Annotated in this window: 18 protein-coding genes and 1 other RNA gene; 13 read left to right on the forward strand and 6 right to left on the reverse strand. The window is 63.6% G+C overall.

The window, feature by feature from the left end:
* Positions 1–67: 67 nt before the first annotated feature.
* The 7 genes from ACODS1_RS09135 to ACODS1_RS09165 all read left to right on the forward strand — a co-directional run bounded on the left by ACODS1_RS09135 (position 68) and on the right by ACODS1_RS09165 (position 6138).
* Positions 68–1264 carry an MFS transporter gene (locus ACODS1_RS09135; protein WP_489085386.1) on the forward strand — a complete coding sequence of 399 codons (1197 nt, stop codon included), beginning with the start codon at positions 68–70 and terminating at the stop codon, positions 1262–1264.
* Positions 1265–1281: 17 nt separating this feature from the next.
* Complete coding sequence (locus tag ACODS1_RS09140; RefSeq protein WP_489085387.1) at positions 1282–1872, forward strand: malonic semialdehyde reductase; 591 nt, start codon at positions 1282–1284, stop codon at positions 1870–1872.
* A 2-nt stretch (positions 1873–1874) separates the two neighbouring features.
* Complete coding sequence (locus ACODS1_RS09145) at positions 1875–2447, forward strand: cupin domain-containing protein (RefSeq protein WP_489085388.1); 573 nt, start codon at positions 1875–1877, stop codon at positions 2445–2447.
* Positions 2444–3436 (forward strand): fumarylacetoacetate hydrolase family protein, encoded by a 993-nt coding sequence (locus ACODS1_RS09150; protein WP_489085389.1) that lies wholly within the window; start codon positions 2444–2446, stop codon positions 3434–3436. The genes ACODS1_RS09145 and ACODS1_RS09150 overlap by 4 nt, the downstream gene beginning before the upstream one ends.
* Positions 3427–4419: an NAD-dependent epimerase/dehydratase family protein gene (locus tag ACODS1_RS09155; protein ID WP_489085390.1), complete on the forward strand. Its 993-nt coding sequence runs from the start codon at positions 3427–3429 to the stop codon at positions 4417–4419. Before ACODS1_RS09150 ends, ACODS1_RS09155 begins: the two co-directional genes overlap by 10 nt.
* Complete coding sequence (locus tag ACODS1_RS09160) at positions 4416–5201, forward strand: cyclase family protein (RefSeq protein WP_322981472.1); 786 nt, start codon at positions 4416–4418, stop codon at positions 5199–5201. Before ACODS1_RS09155 ends, ACODS1_RS09160 begins: the two co-directional genes overlap by 4 nt.
* A gap of 106 nt (positions 5202–5307) precedes the next feature.
* Complete coding sequence (locus ACODS1_RS09165; protein WP_489085391.1) at positions 5308–6138, forward strand: cache domain-containing protein; 831 nt, start codon at positions 5308–5310, stop codon at positions 6136–6138.
* Between the two features lie 18 nt (positions 6139–6156).
* Here ACODS1_RS09165 and ACODS1_RS09170 read toward each other — a convergent pair whose 3' ends face one another.
* Positions 6157–7521, reverse strand: coding sequence for an MFS transporter (locus ACODS1_RS09170; protein WP_489085392.1), 1365 nt, complete (start codon positions 7519–7521; stop codon positions 6157–6159).
* 413 nt (positions 7522–7934) lie between these two features.
* Entirely contained in the window at positions 7935–9167 is a 1233-nt protein-coding gene (locus ACODS1_RS09175; protein ID WP_489085393.1) for an FAD-dependent oxidoreductase, read from the reverse strand.
* Between the two features lie 110 nt (positions 9168–9277).
* Between ACODS1_RS09175 and ACODS1_RS09180 the strand changes: the two genes are divergently transcribed.
* The 3 genes from ACODS1_RS09180 (at position 9278) to ACODS1_RS09190 (ending at position 11492) form a co-directional block, all read left to right on the forward strand.
* Positions 9278–10222 carry an AraC family transcriptional regulator gene (locus ACODS1_RS09180; protein ID WP_489085394.1) on the forward strand — a complete coding sequence of 315 codons (945 nt, stop codon included), beginning with the start codon at positions 9278–9280 and terminating at the stop codon, positions 10220–10222.
* A gap of 579 nt (positions 10223–10801) precedes the next feature.
* Complete coding sequence (locus tag ACODS1_RS09185) at positions 10802–11167, forward strand: type II toxin-antitoxin system RelE/ParE family toxin (RefSeq protein ID WP_489085395.1); 366 nt, start codon at positions 10802–10804, stop codon at positions 11165–11167.
* Positions 11160–11492 carry an XRE family transcriptional regulator gene (locus tag ACODS1_RS09190; RefSeq protein ID WP_489085396.1) on the forward strand — a complete coding sequence of 111 codons (333 nt, stop codon included), beginning with the start codon at positions 11160–11162 and terminating at the stop codon, positions 11490–11492. The genes ACODS1_RS09185 and ACODS1_RS09190 overlap by 8 nt, the downstream gene beginning before the upstream one ends.
* A 69-nt stretch (positions 11493–11561) precedes the next feature.
* Here the strand turns inward: ACODS1_RS09190 and ssrA are convergent.
* Positions 11562–11953: a transfer-messenger RNA gene (gene ssrA / locus ACODS1_RS09195) on the reverse strand.
* Positions 11954–12080: 127 nt separating this feature from the next.
* Here ssrA and ACODS1_RS09200 point away from each other — a divergent pair.
* On the forward strand, positions 12081–14993 hold the full coding sequence (locus ACODS1_RS09200) for a hybrid sensor histidine kinase/response regulator (RefSeq protein ID WP_489085397.1): 2913 nt from the start codon (positions 12081–12083) through the stop codon (positions 14991–14993).
* A gap of 10 nt (positions 14994–15003) precedes the next feature.
* Here ACODS1_RS09200 and ACODS1_RS09205 read toward each other — a convergent pair whose 3' ends face one another.
* Both ACODS1_RS09205 and ACODS1_RS09210 read right to left on the reverse strand, forming a co-directional pair.
* Positions 15004–15249, reverse strand: coding sequence for a hypothetical protein (locus tag ACODS1_RS09205; protein WP_322981339.1), 246 nt, complete (start codon positions 15247–15249; stop codon positions 15004–15006).
* Between the two features lie 107 nt (positions 15250–15356).
* Positions 15357–17198: an Lnb N-terminal periplasmic domain-containing protein gene (locus tag ACODS1_RS09210; RefSeq protein WP_489085398.1), complete on the reverse strand. Its 1842-nt coding sequence runs from the start codon at positions 17196–17198 to the stop codon at positions 15357–15359.
* 165 nt (positions 17199–17363) lie between these two features.
* Here ACODS1_RS09210 and ACODS1_RS09215 point away from each other — a divergent pair, with 165 nt between their 5' ends.
* Complete coding sequence (locus tag ACODS1_RS09215; protein ID WP_489085399.1) at positions 17364–17675, forward strand: TraR/DksA C4-type zinc finger protein; 312 nt, start codon at positions 17364–17366, stop codon at positions 17673–17675.
* Here ACODS1_RS09215 and ACODS1_RS09220 read toward each other — a convergent pair.
* Entirely contained in the window at positions 17668–19305 is a 1638-nt protein-coding gene (locus ACODS1_RS09220; protein WP_489085400.1) for a cation:proton antiporter, read from the reverse strand. The two genes, ACODS1_RS09215 and ACODS1_RS09220, sit on opposite strands and share 8 nt — an antisense overlap.
* A 184-nt stretch (positions 19306–19489) precedes the next feature.
* On the opposite strand from ACODS1_RS09220, the gene ACODS1_RS09225 reads away from it, so the two are divergent.
* Positions 19490–21964, forward strand: a complete 2475-nt coding sequence (locus ACODS1_RS09225) for a Lon protease family protein (RefSeq protein ID WP_489085401.1) — start codon at positions 19490–19492, stop codon at positions 21962–21964.
* Positions 21965–22111 lie beyond the last annotated feature (147 nt).

Below are 22111 nucleotides of genomic sequence, written 5' to 3' on the forward strand. Positions count from 1 at the left end.
GGCCTCCAAGAGGGGCTGATCGCCTATGGCGCCATGTTCTGGGGCATCCTGCCGGAGGAGGTGCAGCATGAGCGCTGATCGCCAGGCGGGGCTTGGACAATCCGCGCTGCTGCTGTTCGGTAGCTGTCTGCCGGTGCTGGGGGCGGTGTTGATTGCGCCGATCCTGCCGCGCATGCAGCAGCATTTCGCGGGTACGCCGGGCGCCGAGGTGCTGACCCCCATCGCCTTGACCATCCCGGCCCTGATGATCGCCTTGCTGGCGCCCTTTGCCGGCATCATCGCCGACCGCCTGGGCCGCAAACCACTGCTGCTCGGTTCGCTGGTGCTTTATACGCTGTGCGGTCTGCTGCCGCTGTGGCTGGAATCGCTGCCTGGCATCGTCGCCAGTCGCGCCGGGCTCGGTCTGGCCGAGGCAGGCATCATGACCTGCTGCACCACGCTGATGGGCGATTACTACCAGGGCGCGCGGCGCGAACGGCTGTTCGCCTTGCAGATGGTCGCGACCTCGCTGTCGGCAGCGGTGTTCATCGCCCTCGGCGGCGCCCTGGGCCAGGACGACTGGCGCGTGCCCTTCGTGCTCTATGCCTCGGGTCTGGTGCTGTTACCGATCATGGCCTGGATGCTGTGGGAGCCGCGCGCTGCCGAGGTGAGCCATCAGCACAGCGAGAGCGAAGGATTTCCCTGGAGCGCGCTGCTGCCGCTGTACGCCCTGACCATCCTGGCCGGAGTCAGCCTGTTCATCGTGCCGGTGCAGGCGGGCTATCTGCTCAACCTGCTGCACGTGAATTCTCCGCAGCAGATTGGCATGACCATGGGCGCAAACCAGTTGGGCGTGCTCGCCGGCGCGCTGCTGTTCCGCCTGCTCAGTGGCCTGCGTCGGCAGCACCTGATGCTGCTGGCCTTCGCCACCGCCGGTCTGGGCGGCTTGCTGATGGCGCAGGCGGGCAACCACGCCCTGGTGATCGTCGCCGTGCTGATCAACGGCCTGGGCATCGGTTTGATGCTGCCGACCCTGATCACCTGGATCATGAGCCGCGTCAGCTTTACCCAGCGCGGTCGCGCCAGTGGCGGCTTCACCGCCGCGTTGTTCGCCGGTGAGTTCATCAGCCCGCTGGTGGTGATTGCCATCACCGGTGGTCAGCTCGCCGCGTTGCCCATGGCCCTGACCTATATCGCCAGCGCCCAACTGATTCTGGCGGCGTGCTGCCTGGCCCTGCATCGCCTGTTCCGCGCGCTGCATGAGCCCGCGCCCCTAGCCGCCTGACGCCAGAGAGATTTGCCATGGCCGATATGCTCAATACCGTCACGCTCAATCAACTGTTCCTGCACGCCCGCTCGCACAATCAGTGGCAAGCGCGCGAGGTGTCCGATGAGCTGCTGCGGCAGCTTTACCAGACCCTGCGCCAGGGCCCGACCAGCAACAACTGCTGCCCGGCACGCTTCGTCTTCGTGCGCAGTGCCGAGGCCAAGCAGAAGCTGCTGCCCGCGCTCAAGGGGCACAACGGCGAGAAGATGCTGCAGGCACCGGTGACCGTCATCGTTGCCTGGGACAGCCAGTTCTTCGAACACCTGCCGCAGTTGTTCCCGATCTACGACGCCGGCGCCGCTTTTCGTAACGACCCGCAAGCGACCTTCGTGGCCGGCTTGCGCAACAGCAGCCTGCAGGGCGCCTACCTGATCCTCGCCGCCCGCGCGCTTGGGCTGGATTGCGGCCCCATGTCCGGTTTCGATGCCGAGCAGGTGGACGCCACGTTTTTCCCCGATGGCCGTTGGCGCAGCAACTTTCTCTGCTGCCTGGGTTACGGCAATGAGGCCGGCCTGCGCCCCGCAGGCCCGCGCCTGTCCTTCGAGCAAACCTGTCAGGTGATATGAACATGCAGTCACTTCCCCCATTCCGTCGCATCGTCACAGGCCATGACGGCGCAGGCCGCGCGCTGGTCGCCATGGCTGGCGCAACGCCCAACACCTTTCCGCTCAAGGCCGTGCCCGGCACGGTGTTCTACGAGGTGTGGAACAGTGCCACCAGCCCGGCACCGCTGGATAACGGCGCAGACCCTACCGACAAGCCGCTGCAGCTCAGCCCAGGTGCGCTGGGGAGCGTGATCCGCGTGGTGGATATTCCGCCGGACAGCATCCAGAACCAGGTCAGCGCCGAGGATGCCGCTGCGGTCTTTTCTGAAATCGGCGAATCGCACGCCGGCACCGGCCAGGCCGACTCGAAGCACAAGCTGATGCACCGCACCGAAACCCTGGACTACGGCATCGTCACCGAGGGCGAAGTGTGGCTGGTGCTGGACGAGGAGGAGGTGCACCTCAAGCGCGGCGACATCGTCGTGCAGCGCGGCACCAACCATGCCTGGAGCAACCGCACCGACGCCATGGCGCGCATGGTGTTCATTCTGCTCGATGGCCGTTATGCCCCCGAACTGCTGGAGGTGCTCGCATGAAATTGGCCACTCTCGCCGATGGCAGCCGTGATGGACGGCTGCTGCTGGTGTCTCGCGATCTGACCCGTGCGCTGCTGGTTGCCGACCTGGCGCCGACGCTGCAGGCGGCAATCGACAACTGGAGCGGCGTCGAGGCCGATCTGCAACGCCGTTATGAGGCGCTCAATCGTGGTGAAGCGGCGGAGGCTTTCGACTTCGACCCGACCCAGGTAATGGCGCCGCTGCCACGCGCCTGGCAATGGCTGGATGGCTCGTGCTTCCTCAGCCACGGCGAGCTGATGCAGAAGGCCTTCCACCTCGATCCCATCGAGGGCGTGGAGCACACGCCACTGATGTACCAGGGCGCCGGCGATGACTTCATCGGCCCGTGCCAGGACATCCCGCTGCCCAGCGAGGCTCATGGCATCGACTTCGAGGGCGAGTTCGCCGTGCTGGTCGACGAGGTGCCGATGGGCTGCAGCGCCGAGCAGGCGCGCCGGCATATCCGTCTGCTGCTGCAACTCAACGACGTCAGTCTGCGTGCCCTGGCCCCGCGTGAAATGCGCACCGGCTTCGGCTTCGTCCAGGCCAAGTCGTCGTCGAGCTTCGCCCCGGTGGCGGTAACCCCGGACGAGCTGGGCGAGGCCTGGCGCGATGCACGCGTGCAGTTGCCGCTGCATATCGAATGGAACGGCGAGTGGTTCGGCCATCCGCACGGCGGCGCCATGCACTTTGGCTTCGATCAGTTGATCGCCCACGCGGCGCTGACTCGCCGTCTGAGCGCCGGCACCCTGATCGGCTCGGGCACGGTCTCCAATAACGACCGTAGTGTCGGCTCGGCCTGCATTTCCGAACGTCGCGCCATCGAGATGATCGAGCACGGCGCGCCCCGCACCGGCTTCATGCGTTTTGGCGATCGCATCCGCATGGAAGCGCGCTGCGCCGATGGCAGCCTGCTGTTCGGCGCCATCGACCAGCGCGTGGTGCAAGAGGTATCGCCATGCGCGTGATGATCACCGGAGCCAATGGTTTCATCGGCCGTGAGCTGGTCAAGCGCCTGCTGGCGGGCGGCGTGCTGCGCGGCCAGCCGATCGAGGCGCTGCTGCTGCTGGATCAGGAGCTGTCCGGCTTGCCCGACGACCCGCGCATTCGCCGTCACTTCGGCAGCGTCACCGATGCGGCCCTGATTCGCCGTGCGCTGGCCGATGGGATCGATGTCGTCTTTCACCTGGTCAGCGTACCGGGCGGGGCTGCCGAATCGCGCTACGAGCTGGGCTACCAGGTCAACCTGCAGGCCAGCCTGGAACTGCTCAATCAACTGCGCAATTGCAACCGCCCGCCGCGCCTGGTGTACGCCAGCAGCGTGGCGGTGTATGGCGCCGACCTGCCGTCGCGTATGGACGAAGCGTCGCTGAGCCAGCCCAAACTGTCCTATGGCAGCCACAAGCTCATGGTGGAAGCTCAACTCACCGATCTGGCGCGGCGCGGCGACGTGGATGGCATCGCCCTGCGCCTTCCCGGCATCGTCGCCCGGCCGCGCCAGGCCAATGGCTTGAAGTCGGCCTTCATGAGCGACCTGCTGCATGCCGTGGCCGCAGGGGAGCCCTACACCTGCCCCGTGTCACCCCAGGCGACGGCCTGGTGGATGTCCGCCCGTTGCTGCGTCGACAACCTGATCCATGCCGCCGAGTTGCCACGCGGCAGCGCCAACCCCGTGCAGCAACTGCCGGTGCTGCACCTCTCCATCGAACAGGTGCTCGACGCGCTGGTAGGCATCCTGGGTGAGCCGCGCCGGGCGCTGGTCAGCTTCGCTCCGGAGCCTGAGCTGGAGGCGCTGTTCGGCCGCTATCCGCCACTGCGCACCCCGCAGGCCAAGGCCTTGGGCTTTCGTCATGACGGCTCGGCCAACGCCTTGATCCGCAATGCCCTGAATCTGTCTGCTACGCGGTCGTCTCGCCGCGTCGTGCCCACTCTTGCAGGAGCTCCGCTATGAGCCAGAAAACTCGCCGCCTGGTCGACCTGTCCGTGACTCTCGACAACAACCCTTACACCGATCCGCCGCCGCTGCTGCCGAAGATCGATTACATGGATCACCAGCAAGGCTGGCCGGAAATGGCTGCGATGTTCCCCGGCCTGCGCAAGGAGCAGTTGCCGGGCGATGAGTCCTGGGCTGCCGAACGCTTGAGCATCACCACCCACAGCGGCACCCACATGGATGCGCCCTGGCATTACGCCTCGACCACCGATGGCGGCAAGCCGGCCTTCGGCATCGACGAGCTGCCGCTGGAGTGGTGCCTGCAGCCGGGCGTGAAGCTGGATTTTCGTCATCTGCCCGATGGCCACGTCGTCACCGCCGCCGAGGTGGAAGCGGAGCTGGCACGCATCGGTCATGAGCTGCAGCCGCTGGATATCGTGCTGGTCAACACCCGTGCCGGCAGCCTGTTCGGCCAGCCGGGCTATCTGGAGGCCGGTATCGGCATGGGCCGTGAGGCCACCCTGTATCTGCTGGAGCGCGGCGTGCGCGTGGTCGGCACCGATGCCTGGAGCTGGGACGCACCGTTCAAGTACACCCGCGAACGCTTCGCCGAAACGGGCGATGCCGCGCTGATCTGGGAAGGGCACAAGGCCGGACGCGACATCGGCTACGGCCAGATGGAAAAACTGGCCAACCTGGAGAGCCTGCCGGCCCATGGTTTCCAGGTGTCGTGCTTCCCCTACAAGATCAAGCATGCCTCGGCAGGCTTCGTGCGCGCCGTGGCCATCTTCGAGGAGTAAGCGCCAGCGCTATCACGCCTGTGGGCGTGCCGCTGCCTGCCAAGGTCAGGCGGCCTTTCGGGCGGCTCTTACCGAGCTGCCGTGCAGCCAGAACGGAGAGACTCTGATGCGTTTTGATTCATTACGGATAGCTGTGCTGGCGACCCTGGCCTTGTTCGGCACCGCCCATGCCGAGGACGAGCAACAGCGCTCGCTTGAACTGCTGCGGCAGGCTGTCGAGTATTACCGGCTACAAGGCGATGCGGCGTTCGCGGTGTTCAGTCGCCAGGGTGAATTCATCCAGGACAACCGCTACGTCTTCGTGGTCGACAGCGCCGGCACCATGCTGGCCAGCGGTGGCCCGTCGGTGGTGCTGATCGGCCGTGACGTCAACTCCGTGCTGGAGCCGGAACTGCGTGAGGCCTTTGCCCAGGCACTGGAAGCGACCGAGGGCGTGCAAGTGGCCGACTACCGCTGGATGAACTGGCGGGATGGCCGCGAAGAACTCAAGCGCGTCTACTTCCAGCGCGTTGGGGATCGTTTCATCGCCGTCGGCCACTACCTGCCGCGCGCCTCCAAGCAGCAGGCTCAAGGGCTGTTGCAGCGCGCGGCGGAGGCCATCGAGCAGGATCCCGATGGCAGCTTCGATGCGATCAACAGCCTGTCGGCGAGCTTCCGCGAAGACGATCTGTACGTGTTCGTCATCGACCTGCGCAATCAGCGCTATGTCGCCCATGGCTACAACAAACGCCTGCTGGGGATGGATTTCGCGACCATCCGTGACCCCGATGGTCAGCCAGTCGGTGAACCGATCCTGAAGCTGATGCAGAACGCCAAGACGGCGGAGTTCGACTACCGCTGGAAGAACCCGGTAACCAGCAAGGTGGAGAACAAGCACGCCCTGTTGCGCAAGGTCGGTCACTACCTGGTGGCCGTCGGTTACTACCAGAAGGGCTGAGCGAATCCTTAGCGGCCCTTAGCGGCTGGCCACCTGTTCGGCCAGGCGCTGATCCTCCATACGCCAGGCAATCAGCAGCGGTAGCATGGCCAGCCCGGCACACATCAGCAGCACGTGCTCGAATGCCTGGGAGGCTTGGCTGTCGCTCAGGGCGACGAACAGACTCATCAGCAGCGCTGCGCCCAGCGCTCCTCCCAAGCCGCGAACCAGGCCGCAGCAGGCGGTGGCAACGCCCAGTTGGGCGCGTGGCGCGGCGTTCTGCACGGCCACCAGCGCGGTGGGAAACTGCAGCCCCAGTGCCACGCCGGTCAGCAGCAGACAGACCAGCAGTAGGACCTGACTGCTGCCGGCCCAGGCGACACCGGCCAGGCAGAAGGGCAGGGCGCTGCAACCCATCAGGATCAGCGGCTTGTAACGTTTCAGGCGAGCGCTGAGGCGTCCGCCGGCAAAGGCGCCGAGGGGCACGCCTGCTGCCAGGGCCGTGAGCAGGGGCGTGGCGTTGCTGCCCTGGGCCTGCAGTGGGATCAGTACGGCGAGGCCTACCGCGAGAAAACTGCTGAACAGCATCACCGTCAGGCTGGCGCGCAGGGTGCCAATGCGCAGCAAAGCCGGTGGGATCAAGGGCTCGCTGGCGCGGGTTTGCCAGAAGGCAAAGGCCAGACTGCCCAATGCGCCGAGCAAGAACAGCCAGGCATGCTCGGTGCTTTGCCAAGGCTCACCATGGCCGATGCGGGTGATCAGCAGCATCACGCTGCCCAGGCCGAGGGTCAGTAGCAGGCATCCCAGATAATCGACCTGCTTACCTGTCTGGCTATTACCCAGCCCTTGTAAACCACGACGAGCCAGCAGCAGGGCAAGCAGACCCAGGGGCAGGTTGATCAGGAACACACCTCGCCACGACCACTGCCCGATCCAGGCGCCCAGGAGTGGCCCCAACAGGCCGGCGATGGCGAACATACCGCTGAACCAGGCCTGGTAGCGGCCACGTTCGGCCGGAGCAATCAGCTCACCGATCAGGCTCTGGATGCAGTTCATCATCGCCCCTGCCGCGATGCCCTGCAGGGCGCGCGCGGCAACCAGCTCGCCGGTGTCGCGGGCCAGGCCGCACAGCAGGGATGCGAGCATGAACAGCAGGATGGCGCCCTGCAGCAGGCGGGTACGGCCGAACAGATCGCCCAGCTTGCCGGCGATGGGCACGGCCACCGTCATGGCCAGCAAATAGGCCGAAACCACCCAGGGCAAGTAATCGGGTAGTGCCAGGGTGCGCGCCATATCTGGCAGGACCACTGCCACGATGGTCTGATCCAGAGCGGCGAGAAACAGGGCCAGCATCAGACCGCTGAGGATGCGGCGAAGCCGGCTTTCGGAAATGCGTTCGTTCATGAGGGCTCTGGCTGGTGCGTGGGTATGGCTTCAGGTGCGGTAGTGTAATTGCCGAGAGATGGTCGGTGCGCGGGTAATGACTGGCGATGAGGAGCGAAGAAGAGAGGCGAGTGCAGGGCGCAAGCGGATCGAGCAGCAGGGCAAGCCTGTCTCAGGGGCACGGCATCTTCCTTGTCGTTTCAGGCGCATAGGGTGAGCGTCGTCCGGGCTCATGCGAGCCCGGGCCAGGTGCGTTTCGGCGGGTAACCCAACGTGCCTGGCAGACGCGCTTTTGAGATGACCGGCAGCCCTCTCGTGGTGGGCGCCGGAGCCCGTCGTGGCGAGCCGCAGGCACGATAGAGCGGGGTGCTGTTTTCCTCAATATGGCCATGGAACCGAGGGGCGATTAACGCCCTGTTTCATCAGCCGTGACGTCAGGCCTGATGCAGTTCCTGCATCGCCAGCGACATCTTTTCTGCGTCGGCGAGGTAGTCGCGCCTGATCATCCGATCGAGCAGGCCGGTATGGTCGAAGACCCAGTCGCGCAGCTTGGCCAGTGGATAGGGCAATTGATGGAAAACGTTGCCCAGTTTCCTGGCGAACTCGACGTGGTGGTTGACGTAGGCCACCCGCTGTTCCTCGAAGTCATGAAAGGCTGCGCTGACCTGCTGCTCATCGCCGAGGTCGGCGCCACTCAGCGCTCGGGCCAGGAAGTAGCCGTCCTCGATGGCCATGCCCATGCCATAGGCCGCGTAGGGCGAAACAGGATGAACGGCGTCGCCCAGGCACACCACGCGGCCGCTGCTCCAGCGCTGTAATGAGGGGCGGTTGTAGATATCCCATTTGAATATTTGCGTTCGCGGGTTGGTGGCCTGCAGCAAGCGCGGCAATGGATCGGGGAAGTGGCGCAGGATCTTGCCAAGGTAATCGCCAACATCCTGCGGCGCAGGCGCATTTTCCTGGCAGGGCTCGACGATCCACCATTCGTAGCCGGGCTTACCGTCATGCAGCATCGGGAAGAAGCTGGCCTGGTGCTTGTGAGAGTGGATGATGCGCCCGGTCTGCGCGGGAATCCCTTCTATGGGATCGCACCAGGCCAGCCAGACGCGTAGACCGACGTGGAACAGCTCGGGCTGCCCGAAGGCCTGACGTGATACGCCGGAACGGATGCCATCTGCACCGACCAGAAGATCGGCATCGATGCGCTTGCCGTCCTTGAAGATGATGCTCACGCCATCTGCGGTCTGCGTGTAGCGCTCGAATTCGGCATTGGCCACCAGCATGCCTGCGGGCAGCAACTCCATCATCCGTGCGAAGGCATTGGCGCGCAGCATGCCGTAGTGCCAGCCTTCGATACCGAAGGATTTTTCCACCGATTGGTTGAAGGGCAGGCGCGAGCGTAGACGGTTCTTGTTGTTGCGAAACTCGGTGACGGTGAACGAGCCGAAGTTGTCCAGATCGACGCCGTAATCACGCAGCACTGCCAGCACCGGCACACTCAGCAGCACGGCCCCGCCCAGAGGTTTGGGGGCGGGCTGCTTCTCGAAGATCCGTACATCGAAGCCCTGCTTGTGCAGGGCCAAAGCGGCAGAAACCCCACCCGGCCCTGCGCCGATCACCGCGACTCGTTTTCCAGCACGCCATTGCAGACCAGCTTCGACAGCCATTTGCACACCCTCCGGTTTGTTGTTGTGCCGGATATTCTGGAAGTCGATGCCTGGACATTAAATGCCTTTAAAGCCGAATATTCGGATGAATACTCTCGATTGCGTGTGCCATGGATCTACTTAGTCACTTCCTATCGATGTTGAAGGTCGAGTCGACCAGCATCTCCAGCTGGCACCTCTCGGCGCCCTGGGGCGTGCGCGTGCACGACTACCAGCCCGGTTTCTGTTTTATCGTCACCGAGGGCGCATTCGTGGTGGAGACCTCCACGGGCGCGATCTTGCGGCTCTTCGAGGGCGACACGCTGCTGGTGCCACGCGGTGGCGAATGCAAGTTGCTGTCGCAACTGGGCGTCGCCATCACCGACCTGCAAGCGCTTAACTGGAGCGAGTCGCGCTCGCCCAGGCTGGATCGCAGCGAGCAGCCTGGGTCGGCTATTTCCGTGGTGCACGGCGGGGGCGGTGTGGCGTGCCGTTTACTCGGGCTGGCGTTCAACATTCACAGCGGGCAGGGTGGCTTCGTGCTCGCGGCACTGCCGGATTTCATCGTGCTGCGCGACGAAGAGGCCAGCATCCTCAGCCTCATGCGTCCGACCATCGAGGCGTTGTTGGCTGACGCCAGGCCCGGTTATTACGCCGTGGCCAAGCAAATGGCCGAGCTGATCGTGGTTGGCCTGCTGCGCAACTACATCCTCAGCGACAAGGGCTTCTCGCCCGGTTGGTTGAAGGGCCTGCAGGATCCCTACATCTCCAAGGCCATGTTGGCCATTCACGAAGCGCCGGAGCGCCAATGGAGCGTGCCGCAACTGGCTGCAGTGGCTAACCTGTCACGTTCGACCTTTGCGGCGCGCTTCTGCCGGTTGATTGGTCAGTCACCGATCGACTACCTCAATGCCTGGCGCATCACCCTCGCTGCCGAGCTGCTGCGCGCTGGCAATGCCTCGGTGGCACAGATCGCCGCACAGGTCGGCTACCAGTCCGACCGGGTGTTCCGCCAGGCCTTTCGCCAACGCCTGGCCATGTCGCCCAGGCAATACCGCAACCAATCGACTGGGTGATTAGGGTATTGGCCTTGCGGATTCTGCCTCGGCTATATCGGTTACTTGTGTGCAAATCCGAGCGTTACTGGCGCTGGCGTGTTGCTGATGAGACGTTGAACCTATCAAGTGCTGACGTTTCCACAATAGGTTCAAGACCAAGGGTTAATCCTAGCGCTTCGAAGCATCTGCCGGGCCCAGATCGTTGCAAATCCAGACTGATCGGTCTGGCCGATAAACCGTCGCTGTTTGGCTTTCGGTTCGCTCAGCCTGGCCACTGGGGATCAGTGGTCAGAGTCAGAGAAGCTGAAACCGACCGGCCTGCGCAATGGCGTTATCACCTTCAGTGGAACCAAGAACGGCAAGGTTCGTTCGGTGCCGATCACTGCAGAGCTCTAAGCCAAGATCGTCAGTCACTGGCAGCAATACGGCCAGTCGAGCTCAGCCATAACCTCGTTCCGCCGCGCCTTGGCCAGGACCATGCGCTATGCGCACCTGGCGCTGGATCATCTGCAGGATGCGGTACGCTTTGGTTCGCCCTCGTCTCTGTGAATCATATATTCCATTGATGGAATATTCCTTTGGGGTTATATTTTCGTCATGGCTTGGGATATTGAATACACCGACGAATTCGGTGAGTGGTGGGAAAGCTTGTCTGCTGAGGAGCAGGTGTCTGTTGCGGTGTCAGTCCAGCTCTTGGAGGAGCGCGGCCCGTCACTTGGTTTCCCACACAGCAGCGGAATCAATGGTTCTCGTCACAGCCACATGCGGGAGCTGAGGACGCAGCACGAAGGACGACCTTACAGAACCCTGTATGCATTCGATCCTAGACGCTCGGCTATTTTGCTGATTGGTGGCGACAAGACCGGTGATGATCGTTGGTATGACATCAACGTTCCGCTGTCTGATCGACTGTATGACGAACATCTGGAACAGCTTCGTAAGGAGGGCTTGATAGATGGCTAAGAAATTTGCAGAGCTGCGCGCAAAAATGGCGCCTGAGGCTCAGGCCAGGGTAGAGGCCAAAGCCCAGGAGCTGCTTGCAGAGATGCCGCTTAATGAGCTGCGCCAGGCTCGAGGGTTGTCACAGAAGGTGCTGGCTGAGGTGCTGCATGTACAGCAACCATCCATCGCCAAGATGGAAAAACGTACTGACATGTACATTTCCACGTTGCGTAGCCATATCGAAGCCATGGGTGGTCAGTTGGACGTCATTGCCCGGTTTCCCGATGGTTCGGTGAAGATCAGCAATTTTTCAGACATCGAAATCGATCTTCTCCAGCAGGCCTAACGCTCCGAGACCTTTTCTACACCCCAAAGAAAAACCCCTGACTTTCTCTAGGAAAATCAGGGGTTTATTTGGTGGAGTCGGGGGGATTTGAACCCCCGTCCGCCAGTTCTCCACTGTTGGTACTACATGCTTAGCCGTGTCTATTGAGTTAACCCTCAGCCGCCCGACGGGCAGGGTGCATTGGGCGAGTTGTGTAAGTTTTAGCCACTTCGTCCACAACGTACTACGCGGCGATCCTGTTCTGCATGACAATCACTTCAGGTTTACAGGCATCCCCTAGTGATCGCTGGAGCCGAAGCTACCAGAAGGACTAGTCGCGCCGCTTACGCAGCGAGAGCGTAGCCCTCGTAGTTTTCGTCATTGGCAACTATAGAAAGTTGCAACAGTTGATTTACGACTTCTGTTACCAAGTCGGCATGCACCTCGAGCTTCGCTACCGGCGTCGAATCCTAATCGACCCCAAAACCTTGGTGTAAAGCTAGGACACGGAGTTTACGGCAAAGGTTCCATCGCGTCGACTGCGTATTCGGTTCAGTGACGCTATGATGGCCCCGCCTGCCCGGGATGGGCCATTGGATAGGAGTCGTCATGCCGAGTAGCCGTTATCCCCTGCGTCAGTGGATTTGGCGGGCTTTCGTGCAGAGTGCGTTGATCCCGCTGGTTCTGGTGGAGTCGGTGTTGATCGCGGTGTATCTGCTGAGCAACCAGGCGATTCGTGACGAGCAGGTGGCGCATCTGCAGCAAACCGCCGTGCGTGATCTGGCCAGCGCCGCGCAGCGTGAGGCGCAGATCATCGACGGGCGTCTGCGTTCCATCGAGGTGCAGGTTCAGGTCTTTCGCGATGCGGTGCAGCGCGCGCTGCTCGATACCCGCTTCCGCCCGGATGACACGGAGCTGCAGCGCTACGCCACGACGTCTTCTGGCGTCTTTTACTCGCGCAGTGATGATGGCCGTGCGGCGTCGTTCTATGCCAATACCACGCCATTGGATAAGCAGGATCACGCCAAGGTGATGCGGCTCTCGCAGGTCGACCCCTTGATGCGTTCGATCCATCAGGCCAACCCGTTGGTGGCGGCGCTCTATTTCAACAGTTGGGACAGCTACAACCGGATTTATCCCTGGTTCGAAACGCCGGCGCAGTATCCCCATGACATGGTGATACCGGACTACAACTTCTATTACCTGGCCGATGCCAAGCACAACCCGCAGCGCAAGCTGGTCTGGACCGATGTCTACCTCGACCCCGCCGGGCAGGGCTGGATGATGTCGGCCATTGCCCCGGTGTACCGCAAGGATTTTCTCGAAGGCGTGGTGGGTTTCGATATCACCGTCGACCAGGTACTGGGCGAGATCGACGAGCTGAACGTGCCCTGGCACGGCTACGCCATGCTGGTCAGTCATGACAACCGGATCATGGCGCTGCCGGCGGCGGGGGAGCTGGATTTCGGCCTGCGCGAGCTGACGCAGTATTCCTATGAAGAGGCCGTGCGCCGTGAGGTGCTCAAGCCAGAGGATTTCAGCCTGTTGCAGCGCAAGGGGATGGAGCCTCTGCTGGCAACGATGAACGAGGGTACAGGCACCGTACAAGAGGTGCTGTTGGGTGGCCGCAAGCAACTGGTCGCCTGGAGCGTCATCCCACAAACCGGCTGGCGACTGATGCTGGTGGTGGATGAGGAGCAGATATTCCGTGACACCAATCAGTTGGCCGAGCGCTACCAACAGATTGGCTACTTGCTGATTGCCGGTCTGTTGTTTTTCTATCTGCTGTTTTTCGCCGGCATGTGGTGGCGTTCGCGTCAGCTCAGCGAGCAGTTGGCGCGGCCGATCAACGGTGTCGTCGACATGGCCGGCAGTCTCGGTCAGGGCGAGTATCCACCGAATGCGCCGCAGAGCCACATTCGCGAGGTCAGCGAGTTGGCCGAAGCCGTGCAGCAGGCTGCTTTACAGTTGCAGACCAGCGAGCGCCAGCGCCAGGACACTCAAGATCTGCTGCAACTGGTGCTGGACAACACCACCGAAAGTCTCTGGCAGATCGACGCTCAAGCCCTGACCATCGAACTGAGCGAGCGCTTCGTGCGGCGCTTCGGCCTCGGCGCCAGCCTGATTACCCTGAGCGAGTTCAACCAGCGCGTGCATCCGGACGATGTTGAGCGTCTGCGTCATCTGCGCAAGCTGTTCGCCGAGCAAGGTGAGGAGTATTTCGACGCCGAGTACCGTTACCTCGACCGTCATGGCGAGTATGTCTGGTTGCTCAGCCGTGGACGTCTGCTGGAGCGCGATGCCACTGGCTGGCCACGGCGGATCGCCGGTACGCACGTGGATATCACCCGGCTCAAGCAGGTGCAGGAGGAGTTGCGCCATGCCAGCCTCGAAGCGCACGCGGCGAGCCAGGCCAAGAGCCGCTTCCTGTCGAGCATGAGCCATGAGCTGCGCACACCGCTCAATGCCATCCATGGTTTCGCCCAGCTGATCGAGCTGGAAACGCAGGACAAGGCCGACGCCCATCAGGAGGCCGATTATGCCCGCGAGATCGTCCATGCCAGCCGTCACCTGACCTCACTGGTGGATGACATCCTCGACCTTTCCAGCATCGAGAGCCGGCGTCAGCAATTGCAACTGCAAGCCATCGAGATCGGGGCGCTGCTCAATGGCTGTGCCGAGCTGGTGCAACCTGAAGTCCAGCAACGCCGGCTGCAACTGCAGGTGATGGCCGCTGCCGAACCACCTCTCTACGTGCAGGGCGACCCGCGCCGGGTGCGGCAGATCCTGCTTAACCTGCTGTCCAACGCGATCAAGTACAACAGCCCGCAGGGCATGATCCGCATGGGCTATGAAGTCCGTGCCGACTGCGTGCGGCTGTGGGTCGACGATACCGGCCCGGGGCTGTCCGCCGAGCAGCAGGCCCAGCTGTTCCAGCCATTCCAGCGTCTGGGGCGGGAGAGTTCCAACATTCCCGGCACCGGGATCGGGCTGGTGCTGTGCCGCGAGCTGGCCAGCCTGATGGAGGGTGAGATTGGCGTGCGCAGCGAAGAGGGTGTGGGCAGTCGTTTCTGGCTCGACCTGCCCAGTGCCGCCAGCCCAGAGGACGACCGGCCGAACGAGGCTCTGGAAGAGGTGCAGCCGGCTCGTAGTCTGGTGCCGGTGCTGTGCGTGGAGGATCACCCAGCATGCATGCGGGTGTTGCAGGAATCGCTGCGTGAGTTTGCCGACGTGCGTGGCGTCAGTTCGCGGCAGAGTGCCCTGGCTGAGCTACACCTGCAGACGCCAGCGCTGGTGCTGCTGGATATCGACCTGCCCGATGGCAGCGGCCTGGATGTGCTGGATGCCATGCGCAACGAGCCGCGCTTGCGCGACGTGCCGGTCATGGTGATCAGTGCCGTGGCCGATACCCGCCTGTTCGAGGAAGCCCGGGCGCGTGGTGCAGACGTCTGCCTGAGCAAACCCGTGGATCTGCAGGCGTTGCGCCAGGCGGCCCTGGGATTGATCTACAGCGGCTTCTGAACCGCCGGCGTTACTCGCTGGCGGATAGCAGGTCGAGCGCCTCGCCCAGCACGCGAGCCGACTCGGCATGATCGCCAGCCTTGTGCAGGGCCTCGCCTTCGGCGCGCAATTCTTTGACCTTGGCCACGACCTCGGGATCGCTGGGCGGATCGTTCTGTAGCATCTCGTCGATCTTGGCCATGTCCTGCGGGCAGTGCATGGCCCATAGGGGCAGACTGATCAGTGCGGCAGCGAGAAACACGAATAGACGGCGCATGACGGCTCTCCGAACGGACGGTGGAGATTGCAGTATAGGAGGGCTTCTGCGCGGTGAGCGCCGTCGCACGTCCTCATACCTACTGGCCTGCGTTGGCAGGCGCTAAGTCAGTAGTGATACCAGCGCAGCTCCAGCTTCACCTCGTTGACTGGGCTGGCCAGTTGGCTGAATTCGCGCTGGGCGCTCAGGCGCAGGCCGAGGTTGCGTGACACTTCCCATTGCTGGTTGAGCGACAAGCGCCGGCGGACTTCGCCGTTGTGGAAGTAGTCGCCTGCGGCTTCCAGGGTCAGGTTACCCACCGGGTTGCGCCAGAGCAGGCCGGTGTTGAAGCCCAGGGCTGGGGAGATCACGGAGGCGAAGTCTTCGTTGTACTCCAGGCGTGTGGTGCCGAGGGCGAAGCCGAGCAGTTCGTCGTCGAGTTGCCAACTGGCACCGGCGCCACCGCTGATATGCGCGACCAGCGGGGTGTCGCCATCCTTGCCGAGTACCCGTTCCAGCCCGCCGCCGACTTGCCAGGACAACGGCTGCAGCAGGGCGTTGCGCGGCGTCAGCGAGCGGATGTTGGCCAAGTCCAGGCGTTGCACTTGCCAGTGGTTGTTCTCGTACTGGCGCAGCTTGAGCTGGAGGATTTCGATCTGCGCACCCAGCGGGAAGCCGTCGAGGTTGTCGTTGAGGTCGTGGTACGCCATGCGCAGGCCGTACTCGGCGAAGGCACGGTCGTCACGGCTGCCACCGGCCAGTTGCCAGGTGCGCGATTGATGGCCTTCCTCGGGTAAAGGCGGGCGTTCGATATCCAGTGACGGCGGCGGGTTGCGGCTGATCGCGCCGAGCAGTTGGAAGCTGCGTTGCGCCGTGACGCTGCGTTCGTTGTCGTTGGCCTGGTAGCGCACCAGGCGGAAGGCGGCGTCCTGGATCAGCGCGCGGCGCTCGCTGGGCAGGGCAGTGAACGCTGCATCGTTCATCTGCGTCGGGTCTTCGCTCAGGCGCAATACCCAGGCTTGCTCGTCGGCAGCCAGCGGTTCGGCGCGGGCCAGCAGCTCGCGTTCACGGGAAGGACGGTAGTCGATGCGCTCGATCAGCCCGGCGTCCTTGACCGCGCGCACGGTGTCGGTGGGGATGGCGGTGAGCGGGAAGTGTTCGGTCAGCTCGACGCCGGGGCGGGCAATCTCCAGCAGCTCCAGCAGGCGGTAGGAGCAGTTCTCGTCGAAGAAGAAGTAGTCGAAGCGGATCTGCTTGAGTTCCCAAACGTGCTCGACCATGCGCCGGGTTTCCTCGGGCGTCAGGTTCAGCCGGTACTCCCACAGGTCACGGTTTTCCAGGCGGCTGTATTCGCTGAGTTTGTCGTGGTAGGGCACCAGGGCGAACAGGCCGGGGTAGCCGCCCATCAGGCCACGCCAGGCGTAGAGGATGCTGTTGTCGTCGCCTTCGATGAAGGCGCCGAAGTTCAGCGCGTAGCTGAGCAGCGCGGTGTTGTGGCTGTCGATATCGGGCTGGTCGATGCGCAGCAGGGTGTGGCCGAACATCGACGACGGGCTGTTCAGGTAGGCGGCCGGGAACACCAGCACGGCGCTGTTCGGGTTGACGTCGGTCATCCACGCTCGGTACTCGGCGCAGTCCGGCGTGGGCAGATCGGTCAGTTGCAGTTGCGCCTTGAGCCAGCGCGTGCGCGCTGGATAGATGCACTGCGGATGACGGTCACCCAGGTCGGCTGGCTGGTACAGCGCCTTTACCGTGGCGGCGAGTTCGGCCGCGGGATCGTGAGCGCCGTTCTCGGCGAGGAAGAAGTCATCGTCGTCGACATAGCTGCGCCAACCGCCGAGCTTGCCGGTTTCGTAGTGGCCGATGGCGATCCAGTAGGGATCGAGGGCCAGTTCGGCCAGGCGCTGGGGCGAGGCGGCATGAAGGGGAAGGCTGCAACACAGGGCGAGGATGGCGACTATCCGATTCAAGGACGCGGCTCTTGTTGAGGCGGGCGATGGCCGAGCTTTGGCCAGGTGCGCGATGAGTGTCAAGGCAGCAGAGAAAAGCCTTTCGTGCAAGTACTGACGGGCGTCAGTGATGGTTAATGTTGGGCGTCGCACACTGCGGGTTCTTCGTACTCAGGGAGATTGTTCATGAGCCACCGTGATGTGCTGGATGCCATGCTGGATGATTACGCGACCCGTGCCGAGGCGATTCGCCGTGACCTGGCGCGCAGTCACTCGGCGGATTTCGCCGAGCAGGCGCAGCAGCGGCAGAATGATGAAGTACTGGAGGCCCTGCTGGCCGAGGCCGAACACGGCCTTCTGCTGGTGCGTCAGGCGCAACAGCGCCTGGCCGAGGGACGCTATGGCGAATGCCTGTGCTGCGGCGAGCCGATCGAGGCGGCGCGCCTGGCCGCCATGCCGGCTGCCGAGTACTGCCAGGGGTGTGCCGAGTTCAACTGAGCGGTTGCTCGACTTCTTCCAGCAGGCGGCGCGCTGCGGAATCGGCGGCATCGATGTATGGCTGCAGAACGCTGGCGGCGCCCGCCCGAGTGAAGGCCTCCAGGTCGCCTTCGCGGAACGCGCTGAGGGTCACGCTGCCACGGAAACCGGCATGGCGCGCGGCGCGTAGCAGCAAGGCATTCACTTCGCGTTGCGGAATGGTGCTGACCAGGGCGCGGGCCTGCTGCAGGGGCAGGTGGGCGATGAAGTCGCCATCCTCGGCATCCCCGTAGCACACGCTCAGCCCCGCCTGGCGAGCGTTGGCCAGCGCCTGTGGGTCGAAGTCCACACCGAGAACGCGCAGGCCGCCGTCTTGCAGGCGATGGGCCAGCTGGCGGCCATAGCGCCCCAGGCCATAGACGATGACTTCCGGCTGGGTCTGGTCGGGTGCATTGTCCTCGGCATTCTCGCGGTGGGCGACACGCCGCTCGAAGATGCCGAGCCAGGGCGAAAGGCGCTCGAACAGTGGCTGCGAGTAGAGAATCATGTAGGTGGACAGGGTGATGGTGATGATCCCCACCAGGGTGGTCAGCCCCAGTGCTGCGCCGCCAACGTGGCCCAGGCTGATGCCCATGGCGACGAAGATGATGGAGAACTCGCTGATCTGCGCCACCGTCAGCCCGGCCATGAAGCCGGTGCGTTTGCGGTAACCCATCGCACCCATGATGGCCATTACGATCAACGGATTGCCGATCAGCACGAACAGCGACAGCAGCACGGCGCTACCGATCTGCTGATGCAGGTAGGAGAAATCCAGTTGAATGCCCAGGTGCAGGAAGAAGAACAGCAGGAGAAAGTCGCGCAGGCTGCTCAGGCGGCTGGCGATGGCCTCGCGCAGCGGCGTGGAAGCCAGGCAGAAGCCGGCGATGAAGGCCCCCAGCTCCTTGGACAGGCCCAGCGCCTCGGCGCCGCCGGCCAGCAGCGTGCCCCAGGCCACCGCCACCAGCATCAGCAACTCCGGCGAGCGGGCCATCGGCGCCAGCAGGCGCGGCAGGGCGAAGCGCACCAGCAGGTAGAGCAGCGCCAAGCTGGCCAGCAGGGCGCCAATCAGCGTCAGGGGTGATAAGCCGGGCTTGCCATTGGCCGGCTGGTACAGGCTGATCATCAGCATCGCCAGCACCACGGCGATGTCCTGCACGATGAGAAAACCCATGGCGATGCGCCCATGCAGGGAGTCGATCTCGCCTTTGTCCGACAGCAGCTTGACGATGATGATGGTGCTGGAAAAGGTCAGGGCCACCGCTACATAGCCGGCGCTCATCCAGTCCAGGCCCAGCAGGCGACACAACGCCAGCCCGGCGAGGATGGTGAAGCTCAACTGGCCGAGGCCGGTGGCCAGGGCGACGGCGCCCAGGGTGCGCACCAGGTGCATGTCCAGCTTGAGGCCGACGACGAACAGCAGCACGGTGATGCCGATTTCCGCCAGCAGGCTGATCGAGCTGTGATCACCGGCCAGGTTCATTACCGCCGGCCCGGCGAGAATGCCCACCAGGATGTAGGCGATGATCAGAGGCTGGCGCAACCTCACGGCGAGCATGCCCAGCACGGCCGACAGGCTGAGCAGGGCGGCGATTTCCTGAAAGGCACTCATAGGCAAGTCTCCTGGCGCTGGGGCTGCCTGTCGTGGGTGCAGGCTCGATGGCGGATCGTCTGGCAGATTATCCCAGCCCCGTTTTTGTGCATTGCCGTGAATCAAACCTTGATCGCCATTGCACCACAGGCCCAGAATCACCCCATGTTTTTGCGGAACTTTCCGCTCGCTATAAGGATTGCCAATGTCCAAGCGTAGCCTCGATGCTTTGCGCCTTGCCCCCGAGTCACTGACCCGCCCCTTCGCTCCTGAGCAGTTCAACTTCACCAGCACCGATGAACTCGAACCCTTCCGCGGCGTGCTGGGCCAGTCGCGCGCCGTCGAGGCGCTGCAGTTCGGCGTGGCCATGCCGCGCCCCGGTTACAACGTATTCGTCATGGGCGAGCCCGGCACCGGGCGTTTCTCCTTCGTGCAGCGCTACCTCAAGGCCGAGGCCAAGCGCATGGAGACGCCGGCCGACCGTGTCTACGTCAATCACTTCGACGAGCCGCGCGAGCCGCGCGCGCTGGAGCTGCCGGCCGGCACGGCAACGGCCTTCATCGCCGATGTCAGCCAGTTGATCGACAACCTGCTGGCCACCTTCCCGGCGGTGTTCGAGACGCCGACCTACCAGCAGAAGAAGAGTGCCATCGACCGCACCTTCAACAAACGCTATGACCAGGCGCTGGACGTGATCGAGCGTCTGTCGCTGGAGAAGGGCATTGCCCTGTACCGCGACAGCACCAACATCGCCTTCACCCCGATGGCCGACGGCAAGGCGCTGGATGAAGCCGAGTTCGCGCAGTTGCCGGAGGCCGAGCGCGAGCGTTTTCACGCCGATATCGCCGCGCTGGAAGAGCGCCTCAACGAGGAACTGGCCAGCCTGCCGCTGTGGAAGCGCGAGTCGAGCAACCAGTTGCGTCAGCTCAACGAGGAGACCATCACCGTCGCCCTGCAGCCGCTGCTGGCGCCGCTGTCGGAAAAATACGCGGAGAACGCCGGCGTTTGCGCCTATCTGCAGGCCGTGCAGGTCAACCTGCTGAAAACCGTGGTCGAGCAACTGGTGGACGTCGACAAGGCCGACCCGCAACTGCGCAAGCTGCTCGAGGAAATCTACTGCCCGAGCCTGGTGGTTGGTCATCACGCCAACGGCGGTGCGCCGGTGGTGTTCGAGCCGCACCCGACCTATGACAACCTGTTTGGCCGCATCGAGTACAACTCTGACCAGGGCGCGCTGTACACCAGTTATCGCCAACTGCGCCCGGGTGCGTTGCACCGCGCCAATGGCGGCTACCTGGTGGTCGAGGCGGAAAAACTGCTCGGCGAGCCTTTCGTCTGGGAAGCGCTGAAGCGCGCCCTGCATTCGCGCCAGTTGAAGATGGAGTCGCCGCTGGGCGATCTCGGCCGCATCGCCACGGTGACCCTCAATCCGCAGGTCATCCCGCTGCAACTGAAGGTCATCATCATTGGCTCGCGTCAGCTCTACTACGCACTGCAGGATGCCGATCCGGACTTCCAGGAAATGTTCCGTGTGCTGGTCGACTTCGACGAGGACATTCCGCTCGCTGACGAGAGCCTGGAGCAGTTCGCCCAGTTGATGAAGACGCGCACCTCGGAAGAGGGCATGGCGCCGCTCACCGGTGCCGCCGTGGCGCGCCTGGCCACCTACAGCGCACGCCTGGCCGAACATCAGGGGCGCTTGTCGGCACGTATCGGCGACCTGTTCCAACTGGTCAGCGAAGCGGACTTCATCCGTCAACTGGCGGGTGAGGCCCTTACCGACGTCGGTCATATCGAGCGTGCGCTCAAGGCCAAGGCGACCCGCACCGGGCGTGTCTCGGCGCGGATCATCGACGACATGCTGGCTGGCATCATCCTCATCGACACCAGTGGCGCCGCTGTCGGCAAGTGCAATGGCCTGACCGTGCTGGAAGTGGGCGACTCGGCCTTTGGCGTTCCTGCGCGGATTTCCGCCACCGTTTACCCGGGCGGCAGCGGCATCGTCGACATCGAGCGCGAGGTCAGCCTCGGCCAGTCGATCCACTCCAAGGGCGTGATGATCCTCACCGGCTTCCTCGGCAGCCGCTACGCCCAGGAATTCCCCCTGGAGATTTCCGCGAGCATCGCCCTGGAGCAGTCCTACGGTTATGTCGATGGCGACAGCGCCTCGCTGGGTGAGGTGTGCACGCTGATCTCGGCACTGTCGCGCACGCCGCTCAAGCAGTGCTTCGCCATCACCGGCTCGATCAACCAGTTCGGCGAGGTGCAGGCGGTCGGCGGGGTCAACGAGAAGATCGAAGGCTTCTTCCGCCTGTGCGAGGCGCGTGGCCTGAGCGGCGAGCAGGGGGTGATCATCCCGCACTCCAATGTCGCCAACCTGATGCTCGACGAGCGTGTCCTGCAGGCGGTGCGTGCCGGCCAGTTCAACGTCTATGCCGTGCGTCATGTCGACGAGGCGCTGAGCCTGCTGGTCGGCGAGCCGGCCGGGCATCCGGACGAGAAGGGGCGCTTCCCCAAGGGCAGCGTCAACGCTCGGGTGGTCGAGCGCCTGCGCGATATCGCCGCGATCGGCCTGGAAGAGGAGAGCAAGCCGGCTGAGCCAAAGGAAACGCCCCCCGCCGAGGCGAGCAAGACGGCCCGTGCGCCACGCCGCAAGAAGACTGACGGCGAGGCGAGCTGATCAGTTCTTGCGCGACCGCCGTGCAGGCACTGCGGTAGGCGCACCGGACAGCTTGCTCACCTGTCATCAACAGAGTTATCCACAGCTTTCGTGGATAACTTTGGCTTCCCAGCTCAGCCGCTCGGGGTGTAGGCTGGATGCTGAATT

Source organism: Pseudomonas sp. FG29, assembly GCF_057809355.1.

Excerpts from the sequence above, each read along its gene's own strand:
- ACODS1_RS09135 (WP_489085386.1), top strand. The coding sequence starts at position 68 with ATGAGCGCTGATCGCCAGGCGGGGCTTGGACAATCCGCGCTGCTGCTG.
- ACODS1_RS09140 (WP_489085387.1), top strand. The coding sequence starts at position 1,282 with ATGGCCGATATGCTCAATACCGTCACGCTCAATCAACTGTTCCTGCAC.
- ACODS1_RS09145 (WP_489085388.1), top strand. The coding sequence starts at position 1,875 with ATGCAGTCACTTCCCCCATTCCGTCGCATCGTCACAGGCCATGACGGC.
- ACODS1_RS09150 (WP_489085389.1), top strand. The coding sequence starts at position 2,444 with ATGAAATTGGCCACTCTCGCCGATGGCAGCCGTGATGGACGGCTGCTG.
- ACODS1_RS09155 (WP_489085390.1), top strand. The coding sequence starts at position 3,427 with ATGCGCGTGATGATCACCGGAGCCAATGGTTTCATCGGCCGTGAGCTG.
- ACODS1_RS09160 (WP_322981472.1), top strand. The coding sequence starts at position 4,416 with ATGAGCCAGAAAACTCGCCGCCTGGTCGACCTGTCCGTGACTCTCGAC.
- ACODS1_RS09165 (WP_489085391.1), top strand. The coding sequence starts at position 5,308 with ATGCGTTTTGATTCATTACGGATAGCTGTGCTGGCGACCCTGGCCTTG.
- ACODS1_RS09170 (WP_489085392.1), bottom strand. The coding sequence starts at position 7,521 with ATGAACGAACGCATTTCCGAAAGCCGGCTTCGCCGCATCCTCAGCGGT.
- ACODS1_RS09175 (WP_489085393.1), bottom strand. The coding sequence starts at position 9,167 with ATGGCTGTCGAAGCTGGTCTGCAATGGCGTGCTGGAAAACGAGTCGCG.
- ACODS1_RS09180 (WP_489085394.1), top strand. The coding sequence starts at position 9,278 with ATGGATCTACTTAGTCACTTCCTATCGATGTTGAAGGTCGAGTCGACC.
- ACODS1_RS09185 (WP_489085395.1), top strand. The coding sequence starts at position 10,802 with ATGGCTTGGGATATTGAATACACCGACGAATTCGGTGAGTGGTGGGAA.
- ACODS1_RS09190 (WP_489085396.1), top strand. The coding sequence starts at position 11,160 with ATGGCTAAGAAATTTGCAGAGCTGCGCGCAAAAATGGCGCCTGAGGCT.
- ACODS1_RS09200 (WP_489085397.1), top strand. The coding sequence starts at position 12,081 with ATGCCGAGTAGCCGTTATCCCCTGCGTCAGTGGATTTGGCGGGCTTTC.
- ACODS1_RS09205 (WP_322981339.1), bottom strand. The coding sequence starts at position 15,249 with ATGCGCCGTCTATTCGTGTTTCTCGCTGCCGCACTGATCAGTCTGCCC.
- ACODS1_RS09215 (WP_489085399.1), top strand. The coding sequence starts at position 17,364 with ATGAGCCACCGTGATGTGCTGGATGCCATGCTGGATGATTACGCGACC.
- ACODS1_RS09220 (WP_489085400.1), bottom strand. The coding sequence starts at position 19,305 with ATGAGTGCCTTTCAGGAAATCGCCGCCCTGCTCAGCCTGTCGGCCGTG.
- ACODS1_RS09225 (WP_489085401.1), top strand. The coding sequence starts at position 19,490 with ATGTCCAAGCGTAGCCTCGATGCTTTGCGCCTTGCCCCCGAGTCACTG.